The sequence below is a fragment of the Streptomyces sp. NPDC002032 genome, from assembly GCF_042890765.1.
GTDB lineage: Bacteria > Actinomycetota > Actinomycetes > Streptomycetales > Streptomycetaceae > Streptomyces.
Window position 1 is genome coordinate 36,248 of the sequence record NZ_JBIASM010000027.1, and the last position, 21,894, is coordinate 58,141.

Annotated in this window: 9 protein-coding genes; 4 read left to right on the top strand and 5 right to left on the bottom strand. The window is 75.0% G+C overall.

Annotated features, from left to right (window positions below; translation table 11 throughout):
* Positions 1-25: 25 nt before the first annotated feature.
* The 5 genes from ACFYYT_RS34525 to ACFYYT_RS34545 form a co-directional block, all read right to left on the bottom strand.
* On the bottom strand, positions 26-10,696 hold the full coding sequence (locus ACFYYT_RS34525) for an SDR family NAD(P)-dependent oxidoreductase (RefSeq protein ID WP_388610483.1): 10,671 nt from the start codon (positions 10,694-10,696) through the stop codon (positions 26-28).
* A 62-nt stretch (positions 10,697-10,758) separates the two neighbouring features.
* On the bottom strand, positions 10,759-11,511 hold the full coding sequence (locus ACFYYT_RS34530) for an NAD-dependent epimerase/dehydratase family protein (protein ID WP_351820762.1): 753 nt from the start codon (positions 11,509-11,511) through the stop codon (positions 10,759-10,761).
* Complete coding sequence (locus ACFYYT_RS34535) at positions 11,511-12,785, bottom strand: activator-dependent family glycosyltransferase (RefSeq protein ID WP_351820759.1); 1,275 nt, start codon at positions 12,783-12,785, stop codon at positions 11,511-11,513. Before ACFYYT_RS34535 ends, ACFYYT_RS34530 begins: the two co-directional genes overlap by 1 nt.
* A gap of 205 nt (positions 12,786-12,990) precedes the next feature.
* On the bottom strand, positions 12,991-15,792 hold the full coding sequence (locus ACFYYT_RS34540) for an AAA family ATPase (protein WP_351820756.1): 2,802 nt from the start codon (positions 15,790-15,792) through the stop codon (positions 12,991-12,993).
* A 2-nt stretch (positions 15,793-15,794) separates the two neighbouring features.
* Complete coding sequence (locus tag ACFYYT_RS34545) at positions 15,795-16,598, bottom strand: AfsR/SARP family transcriptional regulator (RefSeq protein WP_351820753.1); 804 nt, start codon at positions 16,596-16,598, stop codon at positions 15,795-15,797.
* A 249-nt stretch (positions 16,599-16,847) separates the two neighbouring features.
* On the opposite strand from ACFYYT_RS34545, the gene ACFYYT_RS34550 reads away from it, so the two are divergent.
* The 4 genes from ACFYYT_RS34550 to ACFYYT_RS34565 all read left to right on the top strand — a co-directional run bounded on the left by ACFYYT_RS34550 (position 16,848) and on the right by ACFYYT_RS34565 (position 21,817).
* Positions 16,848-17,036, top strand: a complete 189-nt coding sequence (locus ACFYYT_RS34550; RefSeq protein ID WP_351820750.1) for a hypothetical protein — start codon at positions 16,848-16,850, stop codon at positions 17,034-17,036.
* Positions 17,033-19,540, top strand: coding sequence for a TOMM precursor leader peptide-binding protein (locus tag ACFYYT_RS34555; RefSeq protein WP_388610488.1), 2,508 nt, complete (start codon positions 17,033-17,035; stop codon positions 19,538-19,540). The genes ACFYYT_RS34550 and ACFYYT_RS34555 overlap by 4 nt, the downstream gene beginning before the upstream one ends.
* A gap of 281 nt (positions 19,541-19,821) precedes the next feature.
* Positions 19,822-20,946 (top strand): histidine kinase, encoded by a 1,125-nt coding sequence (locus ACFYYT_RS34560; RefSeq protein WP_351820747.1) that lies wholly within the window; start codon positions 19,822-19,824, stop codon positions 20,944-20,946.
* 184 nt (positions 20,947-21,130) lie between these two features.
* Positions 21,131-21,817: a VC0807 family protein gene (locus tag ACFYYT_RS34565; protein ID WP_351820744.1), complete on the top strand. Its 687-nt coding sequence runs from the start codon at positions 21,131-21,133 to the stop codon at positions 21,815-21,817.
* Positions 21,818-21,894: the final 77 nt, after the last annotated feature.

The window sequence follows — 21,894 nt, forward strand, 5'->3', positions numbered from 1 at the left end:
TGGGCGGCAGGGCGGCGAGAACGCCTCACCGGCTTCCGAGTTCTTCGTCGATGAGGTCGAACAGCTCTTCGTGGCTGGCGAGCGCGAGGTCCGCGTCGTCGGCGCCGGCGGCGGACACCGGGAACGGGACCGGTCCCGGGACGGTTTCGCCGCAGCGGCGCAGCAGCGACCGCAGCCGGTCGGCGAACCCGCTGCGGGCGCCGTCCTCCTCGGGGACCGCGGCGAGCACCGCCTCGAAGGCGTCGAGTGCGGACAGGCCGCGGGCGACGTCGTCGGCGGCGCCGGGCGGCAGGAGTCCGGCGCGCAGGTGCGCCACGAGCGCCTCCGGCGTCGGATGGTCGAAGACGAGACCGGCCGGCAGCCGCAGACCGGTGGCGGCGCCGAGCCTGTTGCGCAGGTCGACCCCGGTCACGGAGTCGAAGCCCAGGTGCTTGAACGGCTGGCGGGGGTCGATGCCGTCGGGGTCGGCATGGCCGAGCACGGCCGCCACCTGGCCGCGTACGAGGGCCGTCAGGGCCCGGTCGCGTTCGGCTTCCGGCAGTGCGGCCAGTTCGTCGCGCAGGGAACGCTCCGGTGCGGTGGTATCCGCTCGGGCGGCCGTGGCGGCGGGTTCGGCGTCGCCGCGACGGACCTCGGGGACGCCGTCGAGGAGGTGACTGGGCCGGGCCGCGGTGAAGGCGACCGCGAAGCGCTCCCAGTCGACGGCGGTGACCACCGCGTACGGTTCGTCGTGTTCGACGGTCCGGCGCAGCGCGTCCAGCGCCCGGGCGGGGTCCATGGGCGGGATGCCGTGGAGGGTGCGCAGCTCGGTCGCCGCCCGCTCCGCGTCGGTGTCCGTGGCGCCCGGCCAGGAGCCCCAGTGCACGCAGGTGGCGGGGAGCCCGTCGGCGCGGCGCCGGGCGGCGAGGGCGGACAGGAAGGCGTCGCCGGGGGCGAGGGCGCCCTGTCCGGTCGCCCCGAAGGCGCCGGCGGTGGTGCCGCACAGGACGAACGCGTCGAGGTCCCGGCCGGCGGTGAGTTCGTGCAGGTGGACGGCGGTGCGTACGGCCGGGGCCAGCGCGGCGGCGAGGGCGGCGGGCGTGAGGCCGTCCACGGGGCCCCGCAGGCCGACCTGCGGGGCGTGCACGACGGCGGTCAGCGGCGGTTCGCCGGGGGCCGTGGTGGCGGTGGTGGCGAGGAGCGCGGCGAGCGCGGCGCGGTCGGTGGCGTCGCAGTCGACGACGGAGACGCGGAGCGTGCGGCGCGGGCCGCCGTCCACTGCGCCGTCGGCGGCACCGGCACCGGCGTCCGCGGCACCGGCACCGGTCAGACCGGTCTCCGCCAGACCGGTCTCCGCCAGACCGGTCTCCGCCAGTCCGGCATCGGCCAGCTCGGCGCGTACCCGGGCCCGGGCGTCCTCCCCCGCTACGGGGAGCAGCAGGTGTTCCGCGCCCTGTGCGGCGAGCCAGCGGGCGATGTGACCGCCGGTGCGGCCGTCGGCGCCGGTGACGAGGACGGTGCCCCGCGGGGTCCAGTCGCGCACCGGAGGCCGGCCGGCGCGGGGTACGGCGCGGGTCACCCGGCGGGCGTGGAGGCCCGAGGGGCGCAGCGCCAGCCGGTCTTCCGGCAGGGCGCCGTCGCGGGAGGCGGCGAGCACCCGGCCGAGCAGACCGGCCGTCGGCGCACCCGGCTCCGGGCCCACGTCGAGGAGGCCGCCCCAGCGGGCCGGGTGTTCCTGGGCCGCGACCTGTCCGAAGCCCCACACCAGGGCCTGGTCCGGGTCGACGGTGTCGTCCGGGTCCACGGCGGCGGCGCCTCGGGTCAGGCACCACAGCGGGGCGTCGCCGCCGGTGTCGCCGAGCGCCTGGACCAGGGCGGCCGTCCCGCCGAGGCCGGCCGGCAGGCCGGGCTGCCCGGGCAGTTCGCCGCCGGCCAGGGCCAGCAGGGACAGCATGCCCTCGGGGGCGTGGCCGTCGGTGGCCCGCACGATGCGACGGGCGAGCGCCGCCCGGTCGAGTTCCCCGGCCGGTACGTCGATGCGCAGTACGTCGGCGCCGCGCGCGTCGAGCGCCGCCGCACAGCCGGCCACCAGCGGGTCGTCCGCCGCGTCGGCGGGCACCACGAGCAGCCAGCCGCCCGGCAGGAAACCGTCCTCGGGGTCGGGCAGCGCCGTCCAGTCCAGGTGGTACCGGAGCCGGTCGGCGTCGTCGGCGGGCGGGGCGACGGGGGTCTTGGGCTGCGGCCAGTAGCGGCTGCGCTGGAAGGGGTAGGTGGGCAGGTCGACGGGCCGGGCGCCGGTGCCGTCGAACACCGCGGACCAGTCGACGCCGGCGCCGTTCACCCACGCCTCGGCGAGGGAGGTGAGCACCCGGCGGGGGCCGCCTTCGTCGCGGCGGAGCGTGCCGACCGCGATCACGTCCATGTCGGCGAGGCCGACGGCGAGGACGGGGTGCGGGCTGGACTCGATGAACAGCCGGTGCCCGTCGGCCACAGCGGCCTTCACGGCGTCCTCGAAGAGGACGGTGTTGCGCAGGTTGCGGTACCAGTAGCCGCCGTCGAGCCCGGTGGTGTCCAGCAGCCGGCCCGTCAGGGTCGAGTACATGGGGATGCGGGACGCCCGGGGCTCCAGCCCGCCCAGCAGTTCGGCCAGTTCCGGCTCGATCTTCTCCACGTGCGCGCAGTGGGAGGCGTAGTCCACCGCGACCCGGCGGGCCCGGACGCCCTCGGCCTCCAGCGCCGCGACCAGCTCCAGGCAGGCGCCCGTGTCACCGGAGACGACCGTGGAGGAGGGGCCGTTCACCACGGCCACCGCCAGTCGGCCGCCGAACGGAGCGATGCGTTCCAGCGCCGCCTGCGCGGACAGGGCCACGGAGACCATGCCGCCGATCCCGGAGAGGGCGTCGATGGCCTGGCTGCGCAACGCCACGACCTTCGCGGCGTCCTCCAGCGACAGCGCCCCCGCGACGCACGCGGCGGCGATCTCACCCTGTGAGTGGCCGATGACCGCCGACGGCCGGACCCCGTACGAGATCCACACCTCCGCGAGCGCCACCATCACCGCGAACAGCACCGGCTGGACCACGTCCACCCGCTCCAGCGGGTCGTCAGAACGCAGCACCTCCGTCAGCGACCAGTCCACGTAGTCGGCGAGGGCCTCCTCGCACTCCGCGATCCGCGCCGCGAACACCGGCGAGGAATCCAGCAGTTCAGCCGCCATGCCGACCCACTGCGAGCCCTGCCCGGGGAAGACGAACACCGCCTCCGAGGCCGTCGCCCGGCCGAACACCACGTCCGAGCTGTCCCGGCCGTCGGCCAGGGCCGTCAGGGAACCGGTGAAATCCGGTCCGAGGACGACCGCGCGGTGCTCCATCACGGCCCGGGTGGCCACGAGCGAGGATCCGACGTCGACGGGATCGGCTTCCTGCGGGTGTTCCGCCGTGTACGCGGCGAGATCCCCGGCCCGGTCCCGTACGGCGGCCTCGGAGCGACCCGAGAGCACCCACGGCACGACGGCGAGCGGCGTACGGGCCACGGGGGGCGCGACGTCCTGCTCCGAATCGTGTGCCGGGGCCTGTTCCAGCACCACGTGGGCATTCGTCCCGCTCATGCCGAACGAGGACACGCCGGCCCGGCGCGGACGGCCGGTCTCCGGCCACTCCCGCGCCTCGGCCAGCAGCTCCACGGCCCCCGCCGACCAGTCCACGTGCGGGGACGGCTCGTCGACGTGCAGGGTCCTGGGCAGCACGCCGTGCCGCATCGCCTCGACCATCTTGATGATCCCGGCGACACCGGCCGCGGCCTGGGTGTGGCCGATGTTCGACTTCAGCGAGCCCAGCCACAACGGGCCGCCCTCGCCGCGCTCCTGCCCGTACGTGGCCAGCAGCGCCTGCGCCTCGATCGGGTCACCCAGCTTCGTGCCGGTGCCGTGCGCCTCCACCACGTCGACCTCGGACGCCCCGAGTCCGGCATCGGCCAGCGCGGCACGGATCACCCGCTGCTGCGCCGGGCCGTTGGGCGCGGTCAGGCCGTTGCTGGCGCCGTCCTGGTTGATCGCGGAGCCGCGGATGACCGCGAGGACCGGGTGGCCGTTGCGGCGGGCGTCCGAAAGCCGCTCCACCAGCAGCATGCCGACGCCCTCGCCCCAGGCCGTGCCGTCCGCCCCGGCCGCGAAGGCCTTGCAGCGGCCGTCGACCGCGAGGCCGCGCTGGCGCGAGAACTCCACGAACCGGCGCGGCGTCGACATCAGCGTCACGCCGCCGACGACGGCCAGCGAGCACTCCCCGCCGCGCAGCGACCGGGCCGCCCAGTGCAGCGCCACCAGGGAGGAGGAGCAGGCGGTGTCCACCGAGACGGCGGGCCCCTCGAAGCCGTAGGTGTAGGCGATGCGGCCGGACATGACGCTGACCGCGTTGCCGGTGGCGCGGTGGCTCTCGACGTCGTCGACGGAGTCCATGAGCACGGGCACGTAGTCCTGGCCGTTGGTGCCGACGTACACGCCGGTACGGCTGCCGCGCAGCGAGGCCGGGTCGATGCCCGCGCGCTCGAACGCCTCCCACGAGGTCTCCAGCAGCAGCCGCTGCTGCGGGTCCATCGCGAGGGCCTCGCGCGGCGAGATCCCGAAGAAGCCCGGGTCGAAGCCGGACAGGTCGTTCAGGAAGCCGCCCCGCCGGGTGTACGAGGTGCCGGTGCGGTCCGGGTCCGGGTCGTGGACGGCGGCCAGGTCCCAGCCGCGGTCGGCAGGGAAGTCCGAGGTGGCGTCGTGCTCGCCGAGCACCAGCCGCCACAGGTCCTCGGGACTGTCGACGCCGCCCGCGAAGCGGCAGCTCATGCCGATGACGGCGAGCGGCTCGTCGGCGGATCCGCCGGTGCCGGTGGCGGGGTCCTCGGCCGGGCCGCCCTCGTCACCCTCCTCGCCCTCCTCGCCGAGGAGTTCCGTACGGAGGTGGTCGACGAGCGCCCGGGGCGTCGGGTGGTCGAAGATCAGGGAAGCGGGCAGGCGCAGGCCGGTCGCCGCGCCGAGCAGGGTGCGCAGTTCGACTCCGGTGAGCGAGTCGAAGCCGAGGTCCTTGAAGGCCCGGTCGGGGTCGATGCCGGCCGGGGCCGCGTGCCCGAGCACGGCGGCGACGTGCGTGCGCACGACGTCCAGCAGCAGCCGCCCGCGCTCGGCGGGCGCCGCGTCGGCCAGCCGGCGGGCGAACGGGTCCCCGCCGTCGGCCCCGCCATCCGTCGTGGCCCGTACGGTCCCCGCGGCAAGAGCGGCCGGCGCGGCCGGAGCCGTCGCGGTGTCCGCCGTCAGGGAGCGCAGCAGCCGGTCGGGGCGCTGCGCCCGGCCCGCGCCGGCCGCCCGGTACCAGTCGACGTCGGCGACGAGCCGCCAGGTGAGGTCCTCGTCGAGGAGCTGGTCCAGGGCGGTGAGCGCGGTGTCGGGGTCCATCGGCAGGATGCCCCGGCGCAGCAGGTGTTCGGCGGCCGCTTCGCCGGTGGCCATCCCGGTTTCCGCCCACGCGCCCCACGAGACGCTGGTGGCGGGCAGACCGGCGGCGCGGCGGTGCGCGGCGAGCGCGTCCAGGTAGGCGTTGGCGGCGGCGTAGTTGGCGCGGCCCGCGCCGCCGAGGACGCTGGTGTCGGAGGAGAAGAGCACGAAGGCGGACAGGTCCGCGTCGCGGGTCAGCTCGTGCAGGTGGGCGGCCGCCTCGGCCTTCGGGCGCGCCACGGCGGCGAACCGCTGCGGGGTCAGGGAGTCGATCACCCCGTCGTCGAGGACGCCCGCGGCGTGCACGACGGCCGTGAGCGGCTGGTGCGCCGGTACGGCGGCCAGCACGGCGGCGAGCGCCTCGCGGTCGGCCGCGTCGCAGGCGGCGATGGTGACGTCGACGCCCAGCGCGGTCAGCTCCGCGCGCAGCCGCCCGGCGCCTTCGGCCCGTTCGCCGGCCCGGCTGAGCAGCAGCAGGTGGGCGGCGCCCCGTTCGGCCATGCGGCGGGCGATGCGGGACCCCACGGCGCCCGTACCGCCGGTGATCAGCACGGTGCCGGACGGCCGCCAGCTCCGCCGGGGGCGGCGCGGTGCCACGTCCCGGCCGAGGCGGCGGACCAGGACACCGGTCGCCCGCACGGCCACCTGGTCCTCGCCGGTCTCGCCGGTCTCACCAGTCACACCGACCTCACCGGCGAGGACGGCGCACGTGCGGCGTACCGCCGTCTCGTCCAGCGGCCCGCGCGGCAGGTCGACGAGGCCGCCCCACAGGTGGGGGTACTCCGCCGCCACCACGGGCCCCATCCCCCACAGCTGCGCCTGGCCGGGCGCGGTGACGAGGTCGTCCGCCCCGGCGGCCACCGCGTCCGAGGTAACGCACCACAGGCGGGCGGAGCCGCCGAGGTCGCCCAGGGCCTGTACGAGGGCCGCGGTGGCGGCGCTCGCCCCGCCGTCGGGGAACGGCCCGGTGGCGCCCAGGGCGAGCAGGGACAGGACGCCGAACGGCTCGGCGGCGTCGGCGGGCAGCAGGTCCCGCAGGGTCCGCGCCACAGCGCCGCGGCCGGTCACCGCCGGGTCGAGCTCGGCGGTGACCACCTCGGCCCCGTACCGGCGCAGGCCGGCCGCCAGGTCCTCGGCCACCTCCCGCACGCCGTCGCCGACGGGCCGCACCACCAGCCACCGCCCGGCCAGGACGGGGGGATCGGACCGCTCGGCGAGCGGCAGCCAGTCGAGCCGGTACCGCAGACCGGCGGCCCGCGCCGGGGCCTCGGGCCAGTAGCGCCGCCGCTGGAAGGCGTACGTCGGCAGGTCCACGCGGCGCGTGCCGCTCCCGGCGAAGTACGCGGCCCAGTCCACCGGTACGCCGTGGACGTGCGCCCGCGCGAGTGCGCCGACGGCCGCCTCCGGCTCCGCCCGGTCCTTGCGCAGGACGGGGACGAACACGGCGTCCTCGACGCAGTCGGCGCCCATCGCGGACAGCACGCCGTCCGGTCCGAGCTCCACGAACCGGGTCACGCCCTGGGCCTCCAGGGCGGCCATCCCGTCGGCGAAGCGGACAGCTTCACGGACATGCCGCACCCAGTACTCCGGCGCGCACAGCTCTTCCGCCGAGGCGACGTCACCCGTGAGGTTCGAAACGACGGGGATCGACGGCGCCGCGAACTCAACGGCATCCAGAACAGCCCGGAAGTCGTCCAGCATGGGGTCCATGAGCGGCGAATGGAAGGCATGGCTGACGGTCAGCCGCTTCGTCTTCACCCCGCGCCCGCCGAGCACACCCGCGATCTCACTCACGGCCTCGGCCGCACCCGAAATCACCACGGACTGCGGACCGTTCACCGCCGCGATGCTCACGCCCTCGTACGAGGCGACCAGCTCGGCCACCTCCGCCTCAGCCGCACGCACCGACACCATCGCCCCGCCCTCGGGCAGCGCCTGCATCAGCCGCCCACGGGCCACGACCAGCCTCGCCGCATCCGCCAGCGAGAACACCCCCGCCACATGCGCAGCCGCAATCTCACCCACCGAATGCCCGAGCAGATAATCAGCCCGCACACCCCAGCTCTCCACCAGCCGGAACAACGCCACCTCGATGGCGAACAACGCAGGCTGCGTGAACTCCGTACGGTCCAACTCCCCGCCAGAGCCCTCCGCGAACATCACCTCCCGCAGTGACCGCCCCCACTCCTCATCCACAGCCGCACACACCGCATCCAACGCCTGCGCGAACACCGGGAACGCGTCGTACAGCTCGCGCCCCATCCCCGCACGCTGCGCACCCTGCCCCGTGAACAAGAAGGCGACGCGGGCCCGGTGGCGCGCGGTTCCGTACGTGAGGCCGGGGGCGGTCGCGCCCGCGGCGAGCGCGTCGAGGGCGGTGAGGAGCTGGGCGGTGTCGTTGCCGACGGCCGCGGCGCGCCGCTCGAAGGCGGTGCGGGTGGTGGCGAGGGCCCGGCCGATGTCGGCCGCCGCGTACTCGGGGTGGCGGCGGACCTGCGCGGCGAGGCGGGCGGCCTGGGCGCGCAGCGCCTCGTCCGAGCCGCCGGAGAGGAGCCACGGAACGGCCGCGGCGCGCGCCTCGGCGGCAGCACCCGGTGCACCCACTTCAGCCGCTCCGGCCGCTTCGGCGGGGGCCTCTTCGATGACGACGTGGGCGTTGGTGCCGCTGATGCCGAAGGAGGAGACGCCGGCCCGGCGCGGGCGTTCGCCCCGCGGCCACTCCCGCTCCTCGGTCAGCAGCTCCACCGCCCCGGCGGCCCAGTCCACGTGCGGGGACGGCTCGTCCACGTGCAGGGTCCTGGGCAGCAGGCCGTGTTCCAGGGCCTGCACCATCTTGATGATGCCGCCGATCCCGGCGGCGGCCTGGGCGTGGCCGATGTTGGACTTCAGGGAGCCGAGCCACAGCGGCCCGCCCTCGCCGCGCTCCTGGCCGTACGTGGCGAGCAGCGCGTGCGCCTCGATGGGGTCGCCGAGTGTCGTGCCGGTGCCGTGGGCCTCGACGGCGTCGACGTCGGCGCCGGTCAGGCCGGCGTTGGCGAGGGCCTGGCGGATGACGCGCTGCTGGGCGAGGCCGCTCGGGGCGGTGAGGCCGTTGCTGGCGCCGTCCTGGTTGACGGCGGAGCCGCGCAGGACCGCCAGGACCCGGTGGCCGTTCGCGCGGGCGTCCGACAACCGTTCCAGGACGAGGACGCCGACGCCCTCGGACCAGCCCGTGCCGTCCGCGGCCGCCGCGAAGGACTTGCAGCGGCCGTCGACCGCGAGGCCGCGCTGCTTGGTGAATTCGACGAAGCGGCGCGGGGTGGCCATGACGGTGACGCCCGCGGCCAGTGCCAGGGAGCACTCGCCGCCCCGCAGGGCCTGGGCGGCCAGGTGCAGGGCGACCAGGGAGGAGGAGCAGGCGGTGTCGACGGTGAGGGCCGGGCCTTCGGTGCCCAGGACGTAGGCGACGCGCCCCGACAGGACGCTGGCGGCGCTGCCGGTGTTCTCGTAGCCCTCGGCGCTGCCGGGTGCCCCGCTCAGGGCCAGGGAGTAGTCCTGGCCGTTGGAGCCGGCGAAGACCCCGGTGCGGGTGCCGCGCAGGGCGGCCGGGTCGATGCCGGCCCGCTCGACCGCCTCCCAGGCGGTTTCCAGCAGCAGGCGCTGCTGGGGGTCGGTGGCGAGGGCCTCGCGCGGGGACATCCCGAAGAAGGCCGGGTCGAAGCCGGCCGGGTCGTCGAGGAAGCCGCCGGAGGCGGTGATGGAGGTGCCGGGCCGTTCGTGGCGGGGGTCGTGGAGGGCGGCGAGGTCCCAGTCGCGGTCGGTGGGGAACGCCGAGACGGCGTCGGTGCCTTCGGCGACGAGCCGCCACAGCTGTTCGGGGGTGCTCACGCCGCCGGGGTAGCGGCAGCCCATGCCGACGATGACGACCGGGTCGTCCGTCGCGCCCGGGGCGGCGGCGGCTTCGTTCCGGTCGGGCGCGTGGCCGTGGCCCGAGAGCCGGGCGGCGAGGTGGGCGGCGAGCGCCGCGGGGGTGGGGTGGTCGTAGGCGACGGTGGCGGGCAGCGGCAGTCCGGTGGCTTCGGTGAGGCGGGTGCGCAGGCGTACGACGGCCAGCGAGTCGAAGCCGAGGTCCTCGAAGCTGCGGTCGGGGTCGACGGGGCGGGGGGCGGCTGCGCCGAGTACGTCGGCGACGTGGCCGAGGGTGAGCTCCAGCAGTCGGCGGCCCGGCTCCGGTCCGGCGCCCGCCGCGAGGGCGGGGGCCGGACCGGGCGCGGTCCGGGCGGACCGGATCCGGTCCAGCGCCTCCAGCAGGGTGTCGGGTTCGGGGCGGCGCCGGTCGAGGACGGCCTCGAAGCGTACGGGTCCGGCCGGGCCGGGCCGGGCGGCCGCGCAGTCCTGGGCGAGGGCGGTCAGCACGCCGTCGGGGCCCAGTTCCAGGAAGCGGGTGACGCCGGTGTCGAGGAGGGTGCGCACGCCGTCGGCGAAGCGGACGGTGGCGCGGACGTGGCGGACCCAGTAGTCGGCCGAGCGGAGCTCTTCGGCGGTGGCGACGTCGCCGGTGAGGTTCGAGACGACGGGGAGGGACGGCGGCCGGAAGTCCACGGTGTCGAGGACCTCGCGGAAGGCGTCCAGTACCGGTTCCATCAGCGGCGAGTGGAAGGCGTGGCTGACCGTCAGCGGTCGGGTCCTGATGCCCTGCCCGGCCAGCCGCGCGCCGAGCGCGGCGACCTCGCCGGCGGTACCGGACAGCACCAGCGCGGTGGGTCCGTTGACGGCGGCGACGGCCACGCCGGGGTGCTCGGGCAGGAGCGGGGCGAGCTGCTCGTGCGGGGCGCGCACGGCGAGCATGGCTCCGCCGGCGGGCAGTTCCTGCATCAGCCGGCCGCGGGCGGCGACCAGCCGGCACGCGTCCGGCAGGTCGAACACGCCGGACACGTGGGCGGCCGTGATCTCGCCGAGGGAGTGCCCGAGGAGCACGTCGGGGACGATGCCCCGTGCCGTGACCAGCCGGAACAGGGCCGTCTCCAGGGCGAAGAGGGCGGGCTGGGCGAATTGTGTCGCGTCCAGCCCGCCGTCCTCGCCCGTGAGCACCTCGCGCAGCGGGCGGGGGAGGTGGGGGTCCATCTGGGCGCAGACCGCCCGGAGTTCCTCGTCGAATTCGGGGAACCGTGCCGCCAGCGCACCCCCCATTCCCGCCCTCTGCGCACCCTGGCCGGTAAAGAGAAATGCCGTCCTGCTCATCGAGAACACCCCGCGACCCGTCATGCGCCATTCTGCAAATTCCACGTTAAAGAGCCGACCTCCGTCGCCCCCACCCCTATGTGCCCCTAGGACACCCCGCAATCGGCCGGCCCGACGTGGCGGTCGAGGAGCGCGGAGAGATATGCGGTCCCGCCGCGCGGGCACGCGTCGGGGGCGAGGGCGCGCAGCCGCTCGACGGAGACCTCCGTGCGCTGCGGTGCGGCGGGCACGTGCTCCCGGGCGGCCGTCCGGCCGAGCCGGGTCTCGATGCCCCGCACGATGTCCCCGATGGGGTAGGGGGTGCCGGCGGCGATGTTCACCACCTGGTCGCGCACGCCCGCGCCGAGCAGCGCGTCGACCGCGCCGACGACGTCCGCGACGTCGACCAGGTCCCGGTGGGCGCCCTCGTACAGGCGTACCGCCCCCGCCCTCACCTGCGCGGTGAGGGCGGGGATCAGCTGGTGGGGCCGCTGGTGCGGCCCCACGACGTGGCTGAGCCGCAGGGTCAGCCAGTGGTGCGCCCGGGCGGCGACCTCGCCCTCCAGGGCGGCCTTGTGACGCCCGTAGGGGTTGGCCGGCGTCACCGGGTCCGCCTCGGCGGCGGGCACCCGGGTGGTGCCGTACATGGCGTGCGAGGCCGTGGAGAAGAACACCACGGTGCGGCCCCGCCGCCGGCACCCGTCGGTCACCGAGCGGACGAGTTCCGATTCGCGGGCGAATTCCGCCGGATTTTCGACTCCGGTGGCGGAAACCCCGGCGGCGATGACGGTGACGTCGGGGTGCCGGCCGGAAATCCTATGGAAATTCCCCGCGAGGAATCCCCGTCCGATGACCTCCATCAGACGGTCGCCACGGTGTTCTCGCGGTATTCCGCGGTGAGCTTCTCCAGGGTCGCCACGAGTTCGGCCGGGCTCGGGTCCGCGCGCATTCCGTCGCGCAGGCGCAGGGCGTTCTCCTTGAAGGAGGGCTCCTCGATGAGCCGGGCGAGCGCGTCGTGCAGGGCCTCGCCCGTCACGTTGTCGGCGTGCACGAACAGGCCCGCGCCCTCTTCCTGGAGGTGTTCGGCCTTGGCGACGGTGTCCCAGATCTTGGGGATGAGCAGCTGCGGCACCCCGTAGGTCAGGGCGGTCGACCAGGTGCCGCCGCCGCCGTAGTGGACGATGGCCGAGCAGGTCGGCAGCAGCGCGTGCATGGGGACGAACGGGATGACGCGCGCGTTGTCGGGAACCTGCGGGTCGGTCTCGCCCGGGAAGGGGACGAGGGTCGCGATCAGGTCGATGTCCAGGTCGGCGAACATGCCGAGGGCCGAGATGGGGAAGCCGTCGTGGCCGATGTGCTCGCGCAGCGAGCCGCCCATGGTGAGGCAAACGCGCGGCTTGGTGGGCTCCTCGCGCAGCCAGTCCGGCACGACCGCCGGGCCGTTGTAGGGGACGTACCGCATCGGGACGGTGTTCACGCCGACGGGCAGCCGTACCCCGGCGGGGCAGGGGTCGATCGTCCACTGGCCGGTGATGACCTCCGGGTCGAAGGTCGCGCCGTGCCGCTCCAGCAGCCCGGTGAGCCACTCGGCGAGCGGGTCGCAGCGCTCGGCCTCGGGCTGCTCCGCCATCCGCGCGAGGAAGGTCTCGCGGGAACGCATCATCACGTCCGGGCCCCACATCAGGCGGGCGTGGGCGGCGCCGACGACGCGGGCGGCCACGGCGCCCGCGTACGTCTGCGGCTCCCAGATGATCAGGTCGGGCTGCCAGCCGCGGGCGAACTCGACGAGACCGTCGACGAACGCGTCGTTGTTGATGGGGCCGTTGTACAGGTTGGTGAGGAGCTTCTGGCGGCGCAGCTGCTCCTCCAGGGTCGCCGTCTCGCCCTCCCCCTGGTGGAGGCCGCCGAAGCCCGCGCCGTCGCCCCAGGCGTCGGCGTGGTCCTTCTGCATCTCGGCCAGCCGGTGGTCCTCGCCGACGGGTACGGCCGTCAGGCCCGCCTCGGTGATGGTGTCGGTGAGCTTGGGCTGCGAGGCGATGCGCACCTCGTGCCCGGCGGCGCGCAGCGCCCACGCCAGGGGCACCTGGCTGTAGAAGTGGGCACGTTCGGAGAAGGTGGTGAACAGGACGCGCATGGGTATTCCCGTCTGCGAGGTGTCGAGGGACGGTTCGGCACGGTGGTGCGAGGGTCCGGGAGCTGCCGAGGGGGCTCACGGACCGGGCTGGGCGGCCGGTGGTGTCACCGGCGCGGATCGTGGGGCGGGATCGTGGGGCGGGATCGTGGGGCGGGATCGTGGGGCGGGACCGTGGGGCGGCGCCGGCCGCGGCGGGCGTCAGGCGTCAGGCGGTGCCGGTGAGGCCGAGCGGAAGCTCGGCGGGCAGGTCGGCGCGGCGGTTGATGCGCAGCTTGCGGTAGACCCGGGTCAGGTGCTGTTCGACGGTGCTGACGGTGATGAACAGCTCGCGGCCGATCTCCCGGTTGGAGTGGCCGACGGCGGCCAGCGCGGCCACCCGCCGTTCGGCGTCGCTCAGTGTGGCGATGGCCCGGGTGCGGGCGTCGGCGGGGCCCTTCTCCGTGCGCGCCGTCAGGTCGAGGGCCGCCGGATGCGGCAGCAGCCGTTCGCACAGGGACTCCGCCTGGCAGTCCCGGGCGAGCTGCATGGCCCGGCGGGCCATCATCCGGGCCCGGTTGTAGTCGCCGAGTTCGTGGTGGGCGCTGCTCAGGTCGGCGAGCGCACCCACCAGTTCCAGGCGGTCACCGGCGGCCTGGAGCAGCGCCACCGCCTCCCACAGCAGGGCCGGGCGGCGGCGCGCCTCACCGAGGGCCGCGATGGTGCGCAGCGAAGCGCCGCGCACCCGGGCGTGCTCGGGGTCCGACAGTTCCATCTGCTCGCCGATGAGTTCACCGGCCCACTCCCGTACGCCCAGGCCCAGGCAGGCCGTCGCGGCGCCGCCGCGCCAGGGGATGAGGGCCGGCCGGTCGACGCCGCGGGCCCGCATCAGCTCCCCGCAGCGCAGGAAGTCCTCCCGGGCCGCCCGCAGCCGGCCGGCGGCCAGGTAGTGCCGGCCCCGGGCGTAGAGGTACTGGGCGCCGAAGCGGGTGCGGAACATCTCCTCGGGCACGCGCTGCGCCAGCACCCGCTGGGCCTCCTCGGTCCGGCCGGTGACGGTGCAGGCGACGAGCCGGGCGGCCAGCGGCAGGCCGACGGCGACGCCCCAGTCCTCCGCCGGCAGCAGGGCCAGCGCCGTACGGGCGTGGCGTTCGGCGTCGGCGAGTGCGCCCTGGCGCACGGCGATCTCCGCCCGGACGCCGGTCAGCACGGCCCGCCAGGTGGTCTCGCGGCGGGCGGTGGCCTCCGCGAGGAGCGCGTCGCACCACTGGGCGGCCTGGTCGGGGCGGTCGGCGTAGAGCAGTGCGAACAGGGCGGACATCGCCGACTCCACGGAGGTGTCGCCGATACGGGTGCTCTGCAAGGTCAGTTCGGCGTCCGCGGTGACGGCCTCGCCGGAGGGTTGCGGATCGTCGCCGGCGAGGTCCCAGTAGAGCCAGCGCCGAGCCCTGAGCACCTCGCCGCGGTACGGGTCGAAGTCCGCGTACGAGGCCGCCCGGGGCGTGGCCGGGGCCTGCGGCACGGCGTCCGCGTCGCGGCCCAGCCACAGCAGCCCCAGGGTCAGGGCGGCGGTGTCGCGGGCGTCGAGCAGTCCGTCGCGGGCGTCCGCCTCCAGCGCGCCCAGGTGGCGGGCGGCGACCGAGGGACCGCTGCGCCACTGGGTGCGCACCAGCAGCGCGGTCAGCGCGGCCCGGCGGCGCGGATCGCGGCAGCCGCGCGCGGCGAGCTTGAGGCAGTCGGCGCCGAACCGGCCGGGTTCGTTGGTGAGTTCCGCTTCGGCGGCGTCGCGCAGCACGGTGACCGCCCACGGGCCGGGAACCTCGTCCGCGGCGACCAGCTGACGGGCCACGGCGGTGCATGCGGCGCCGTCCTCGTGCAGCAGCAGGGCGGCGCGCAGGTGACGGGCGCGGCGGTCCGCGTCCTCGCAGCCCGCGAGCACCGCGGCGTGCGCGGCGGGGTGGCGGAACCGGCCGTCGTCCAGGAGACCGGCCTCCGTGAGGGCGGCCACGGCCCGGGCGGCGGGTGCGGTGCCGGTACCGAGCATGCGGGCCAGCAGCGGGACCGGGGCGATGTCGGCGAGCACCGCCAGGCAGCGCGCGGCCTCGGCCGTCGTGGGGTCGCAGCGCAGCAGGCAGGTGCGGACGGCGGCGGCGAAGGAGCTGCCGACGGGCAGGTCCGCGTCGACGCCCGCGGCGGCCAGCCGGTCGTCCGCGAAGGCGTGCACGAGCAGCGGGTTGCCGCCGGTCAGCGCGTGGCACTCGGCGGCGAGCCGGTCCGCGGCGCACGGATCGAGGCGGGCGGCGAGCAGCTCGGCGACGCCGGAGCGCGACAGCGGGGCCAGCCGCACCGTACGGCAGTCCGGGTCACCGGCGAGCTCGGCGCGCGGTCCGGCCCCGTCCGGGCCGTCGGCGCCGCCGTCGGCGAACACCAGCAGCACACGGGCGGCCCGCAGCCGGCGCCGCAGGTACATCAGGGCGGCCAGGGAGAGCGGGTCGGCGTGCTGGAGGTCGTCCACGGCGATGACCAGGGGCCGTTGCCGGGCCGCCGTGCGCAGCGCGGCGCACAGGGCGTCCAGTTCACGGGCGAGCTCCGGCCGCATCGGCGCCTCCCCCGCCCGGCCCTCGGACACCGCCGGGCCGTCGGGCTCCTGCTGCGCCGCGGCCGGCAGGGCGTGGACGCGTTCGGCGGTGCCGTGCGGCAGCGCCGGGTCGTCGAAGAGCTGGCCGAGCACCCCGAACGCGAGGTGCCGCTCGGCGCGCGCACCGGTGGCGGTGAGCACCAGCGCCCCGCCGAGGGCGGCGTGCCGGACCAGGTCGTGCAGGACGTCGGTCTTCCCGCAGCCGACCGGCCCGGTGATGACCGCCACACTTCCCTCGCCCGCGACGGTGCGGGAGTACGCCTCCCGGAGGGCGTGCGGCCGTGCCCGGTGCTCCGCCCGGAGCCCTGCCAGGCCGTCGCCGCGGTGCCGTGCCCGTCCTTCCGTCCGCCGTTCCGTTTGTTGCCGTGTCGTCTCCACCTGGGCCCCCGGCATGCTCAGCGGGCCGCGACCCGGGCGGCGGCGTCGGGCAGCTCCAGCGCCGGGTCCCCCGTGAGGACCGCACGGTGCAGCCGCTGGAGCCGCGGGGACGGATTGAGCCCGAGCGTCTCGACCAGGCTGTCGCTCAGCCGCGCATGGGCCTCCAGCGCCCGGCCGGCCGCTCCGCAGCGGTAGAGCGCGATCATGAGCTGGGCACACAGGTTCTCGTGCAGCGGGTGCTGGGCCACCAGCACCCGCAGTTCGCCCAGCAGCACGGCGTGCCGCCCGAGCCGCAGGTCGGCCTCGATGCGCTGCTCCAGGGCGGCCATCCGGCCCTCCTCCAGCCGCATCAGCTCCAGCTCCAGGACCGGGCCCACGGGTACGTCGACCAGGGCCGGCCCGCGCCACAAGTCCAGCGCGGTGCGCAGCAGTTCGGAGGCCGTGAAATCGTCACCGGAGTCGAAGGCGCGCCGCCCCGCCTGGGCGAGGCGCTCGAACTCGCGGGCGTCGACCCGGTCGGCGGGCACGTCCAGCAGGTAGCCGCCGAAGCGGGTGGCCAGCACGTCCTTGGGCCGCACCCCGGGGTCCGCGGACGCCGCGCCGATGCGGCGGCGCAGCTGGAGGACGTACGTCTGCAGGGTCGGCGACGCGCTGCGCGGGATGTCCTCCCCCCACAGCTCCTCCATCAGGCTCGGGACCGTGACCGCCTGCGGTGCCTGCAACGCGAGCAGCGCCAGGATCTGGCGTTGCTTCGGCGCGCTCGGCACGATCGGCACACCGTCTTCGTAGGCCTCCATCGGGCCCAAAACCTTGACCTCCACGTGACTGTCCCCCAGGCGTCGCACATGTTCCGGTTGCGGTCGGTCGAGTGCCGACCGGCCGCTACGGATCCTGGCACCGGGGACCCCCTCGGCCCCAGTGCCGGGCTAACGAGACGGCGGTGAAGATCTCACATGCACGTCATGACCCGGGCACTGGCAGAGCGATCACCCCTCGCGCAGAATCCTCCGTATCAAGCCGATCACGTCGTCGAAGGACGTGAGCGGCCGAATCATCACGGGGAGAAGTTCATGAAGGTCGTTGACGCGTTCGAAGCCGAGCTGCTGGCCCTTTGCGGTCCCGCCACCACGGGGGACGGATTCATCGTCGAGGACCTGGACGGTTTCCGCGACAACAACGTCGCCATGCTCACCTTCTGCATGTCCCAGCCCATCGAGTCCACCGGTCCCTTCGCCACGATCGGCGCGGTCGCCGCGTGACGTCGGGCGGGGGCGGGGGCGGGGGCGGGGCGGGCGCGCCGCGCATCGGGTTCAAGAACCACCTGCGCGCCGAGGTCGTCCCGGGCGAGGCCACCTACCTCCTGTCGGAGCGGAACGTGACCGCGCTGCCGAGCCCCTCCATGCAGGTGCTCGCGCCGCTGCTGGACGGCACCCGCACCATGCGGGAGCTGGTCGACGAGGCGTCGGCGGAACTGACCGCGGCCGAAGTCGGCCGGACGCTGCGCGGGCTGGCCTCCGCCGGCCTCGTCGGCTTCCGCGCCGACGGGGCCCCGGCCGATCCGAGCGCCGACGCCTACTGGGACCTCGCCGGACTGGACGGCCCCCGCTCCTCCGCCCGCCTCGCCACTCGCACCGTCGAGATCCTCGCCCTCGGCGACACCGACCCGAAGCCCGCCGCAGAAGCCTGCCGCGCCTCGGGCCTCACGGTGTCCCCGACTCCCCGGCCCACCGACCCGGCCGCGGACCCGGCCGCCGGCGGGGACGCAGCCCCGGACGGGGACCCGGCCGCCCACGCGGCCACCGACCCGGCCACCCACGCGGACGCCACACGGACCCCCGACCCGGCCGCCGGCGGGGACGCAGCCCCGGACGGGGACCCGGCCGCCCACGCGGCCACCGACGCGAACCCGGCCACCAACCCCAACCCCGACGCGGACGCGTCGCCCGCGCTGACGCTGGTGCTGTGCGACGACTACCTGGATCCGCGGCTGCGGGCGATCGACGCCCGCCAACGCGCGGCCGGCCGGCCCTGGTTGCTCGCCCGGACCTCCGGCGCCGACACCTGGGTCGGCCCGCTCTTCCGTCCCGGCGAAGGCGCCTGCTGGTCCTGCCTGGCCTCCCGGCTGCGCGACCACCGCATGTCGGAGTCACCCGTCCGACAGGCCCTCGGCCTCGACGGACCGGTGCCCCGCCCGCACGCCTCGATCGCCGCCGGCCGCGCCCTCGGCCTGCACACCGCCGTCCTGGAAGCCGCCAAGTGGCTCGCCGGCACCCGCCACCCCGGCCAGGACGCGGTGTGGACGCTCGACACCCTCACCCTCGAAAGCCGCCACCACACCGTCTCCCGACGCCCCCAGTGCCCCGACTGCGGCAACCCCGGGCTCGTCGCCGAGCAGACCCGCCGCCCGGTCACCGTCGAATCCCGGCCCAAGGCGGTGCAAGTCTCCGGCGGACACCGCGCCTTGACGCCCCAACAGATGCTGGACCGCTACGGCCACTTGGTCAGCCCCGTCACCGGCGTCGTCCAGCAACTGCGCCGCGACCCCCGCACTCCCCCGTTCTTGCACTCGTACACCTCCGGCCGCAACCTCGCCGCGGGCTCCGGCCAGAACCTGGCCTCGCTCCGCGCCGGCCTGCGTTCGCTCAGCGGCGGCAAGGGCGTGACCGAGCTCGACGCCAAGGTCAGCACCCTCTGCGAAACCGTCGAGCGCTACTGCGGCACCCGCCAGGGCGACGAACTCGTCGTCCGCGACAGCCTGCGCGGCCTCGGCGAGATCGCCGTCCACCCCGACACCAGCCAGCTGTTCGACCCCCGGCAGGTCCGCGACCGCGAGCGGTGGAACGCCCTCCACTCCGGCTTCCAGTACGTGTGCTCCGCTTTCGACGAGCGCGAGGCCATGGACTGGACGCCTGTGTGGTCGCTCGGCGAACAGCGCCAACGGCTGCTGCCCACCTCCCTGCTCTACTTCGACACCGTCGCGCGGACGACGGCCGTGCGCGCCGACTCCAACGGCAACGCCGCCGGCAGCAGCCGCGAGGACGCCATCGTCCAGGGCTTCCTGGAACTGGTCGAGCGGGACGCCGTCGCCCTGTGGTGGTACAACCGCACCCGCCAGCCCGCCGTCGACCTCACCTCCTTCGACGACCCGTGGCTGGAGCGGACCACCCGCGCGTACGCGGACATGAACCGCCGCACCTGGGTCCTCGACCTCACCTCCGACCTCGGCATCCCGGTGATGGTGGCGCTGTCCCGGCGCACCGACAAGCCGGCCGAGGACGTCCTGTTCGGCTTCGGCGCCCATTTCGACCCGCGCATCGCGCTGCGCCGCGCGGTCACCGAGATGAACCAGCTCCTCCCGGCCGTCGCTGACGTCCGCCCCGACGGCACCGGCTACGGCGTGGACGACCCCACCGCCCGAGCCTGGTGGACCGGCGCGACCGTGGCCGGCCAGCCGTACCTGCTGCCCGACCCGAACCAGGCCCCCCGCACCCCCGGCAGCTACACCTTCGTGCCCCGGGCGGACCTGCGCGAGGACGTCGACGCGATCGTCGGTCTCACCCGCGCCCGGGGACTCGACCTGATGGTCCTCGACCAGACCCGGCCCGACATCGGCCTGCCCGTGGTGAAGGTCCTGGTCCCGGGGCTGCGTCACTTCTGGGCCCGCTTCGCGCCCGGCCGCCTCTTCGACGTGCCCGTCGCCCTCGGCAGACTCTCCGAACCGACTCGCTACGAGGACCTCAACCCCGTACCGCTGTTCGTCTGAACATCCCAAGCCGACTCGCCGGACGTGTTCGACGTTACATTCCACCCCGGGGCACTCAAGCCATATTCGACCTATATTCGACTCTGAGTCATCACGGGGTTGCAAAAAAGGGGTGGAAGATGTTCGGTCTTCGCTGGTCCGGATCGTCAGCGAGTCGAACGAGCCGAACCAGACCCACCGAACCTTCCGCGCCCCACGGCTCCGAGGCGGCCGGGAAGCCCTCCCTCGCCGAGGAGCCGGTACCCGCACCGACCCTCGCCCGGTCGATCACCGTCGTGGCCGTGACCTGCTACGCGGTGATCTCCCTGCTCAACGTCCGCGCCGTGCACCCGGACCGCCCGACCTTCCTCGCCTGCTGCGCCTGCCTGGCCGTGCTGTTCGTCCTCCAGATGAAGCACTCCGCCCCCGGCGCCCGCCTCGCCTCGCGCCGCTCGCGCGCGATGACGCTCTCCGCGCAGGCCCTCATGACGTACCTGCCGCTGACGCTGTTCGGCTGGGAGTGGGGCGGCATGGCCGGCTTCCTCGCCGCCTCCGTCCTCCTGCTGACCCCGCTCTGGGTCGGCTGGGTCCTCTACCTGGCCATCACGCTCAGCATGATCGCCTACCCGGTCGCCCTCGGCATGGGCCCCAACGACACCGCCTACTTCGCCATCGCCACGGCCCTCACCGGACTCGTCATCTACGGCCTGTCCACCCTGTCGCGGCTGATCGTGGCGCTGTTCGCCGCCCGCAAGGAACTCGCGCGCGTCGCCGTCTCCAACGAACGGCTGCGCTTCGCCCAGGACTTGCACGACCTCCTCGGCTACAGCCTGTCCGCCATCACCCTCAAGTCCGAGCTGACGGCCCGCCTGATCACCACCTACCCCGAGCGGGCCCAGGAGGAAGTCGCGGGCGTCCTCGACCTGTCGCGCCAGGCCCTCGCGGACGTCCGCACGGTCGCCAGCGGCTACCGCGACATGTCCCTGAGCACCGAAGCCCGTTCGGCCCGCGCCATCCTGACCGCCGCCGACATCACCGCCGAGGTCGACGTCACCCTGGGCGCGCTCGACCCGGACATCGACACCGTCCTCGCCACCGTGCTGCGCGAGGGAGTCACCAACGCACTGCGCCACAGCACGATGCGGCACTGCACGATCCGCGCCACCCGCGAGGGCGCCCACGTATCGCTCTCCCTCGTCAACGACGGCGTCGGCCGGGGCCCCCAGGCGGTCGCACCGGACTCCGGCAACGGCCTGGGCAACCTGCGCCTGCGGCTCGCGGCCGTCGGCGGCCACCTCACCTCCGACATCGACGACGAGGGCAACTTCCGGCTCACCGCCGTCGCGCCGCTCGTACCGGAGGTCCCGCACGAGTCGGCCCCCACGCCGGGCCCCCGCTTCGCGGGCCGCCCCAACGCCACCGTCTGACCTCCCCCCGCCCCACCCCCACCCCCGGCAGCCCACGCGGCTCCGGGGGTGGAGTTTTCTCCACTCCAGGTGTGCTCACAGCTCCATTACGGGCCCGTTGCCCGCCCCGTAGCGTCATGGGTGTGAAGGCGGCCGGACAACGGGCCGGTCGAGGCAAGGCGAGGGGAAGCACACGGTGATGACGGTGGAGCAGCAGCAGACGAACGGACAGCCGGCCGACGAGCAGAAGCCGGCCACCACGGCGCCGCAGGACCCCAAGGACTCCAAGGACCCGAAGGCGGCCCTGATCCGCACCGCGTTCATGGACGTCGGCGTGCCCCTCGGCCTCTACTACGGGCTGCGGGCGGCCGGCCTCGGCCAGTGGCTCTCCCTGCTCATCAGCGGCGCCCTTCCCCTGGGCCAGCTGATCTACAAGATGGTCACCGAGCGCCGCGTCGCCTCCGTCACCCTCTTCACCCTGAGCGTCATGGCCTGCGGCACCGCCATCACCCTCGTCACCGGCGACGCACGGCTGCTGCTGGCCCGCGAGAGCTACCTGACGGGCCTGCTGGGCCTCTGGATGATCGGCACCCTGTTCGCGAAGCGCCCCTTCATGTTCACCACCATGGTCAAGATGCTGCCCGAGGAGACCGCCCGCACCTGGCACTCCAACTGGGAACAGCACGCCCGCTTTCGCAGCGTGATGCGCTGGATGTCGGTGGCCTGGGGCGCGGCCTTCCTGATCGACTCCGCGGCCCGCATCGTCATGGCCTACACCCTGCCCGTCGACCTCGTCCCGGTGCTCTCGGTGGTCATGCTGGTGGGCATGCTGATGCTCGTCGTCAAGGTCAGCAAGGCCTACGGCCGCCGCGTCATGGCGAACCTCACCTGACCCCCACCGCCCCACTCCCCCACCCCCCTGAGGGCCTGGCCCCCGGTACCCACCGGCGGCCAGGCCCTCAACACATA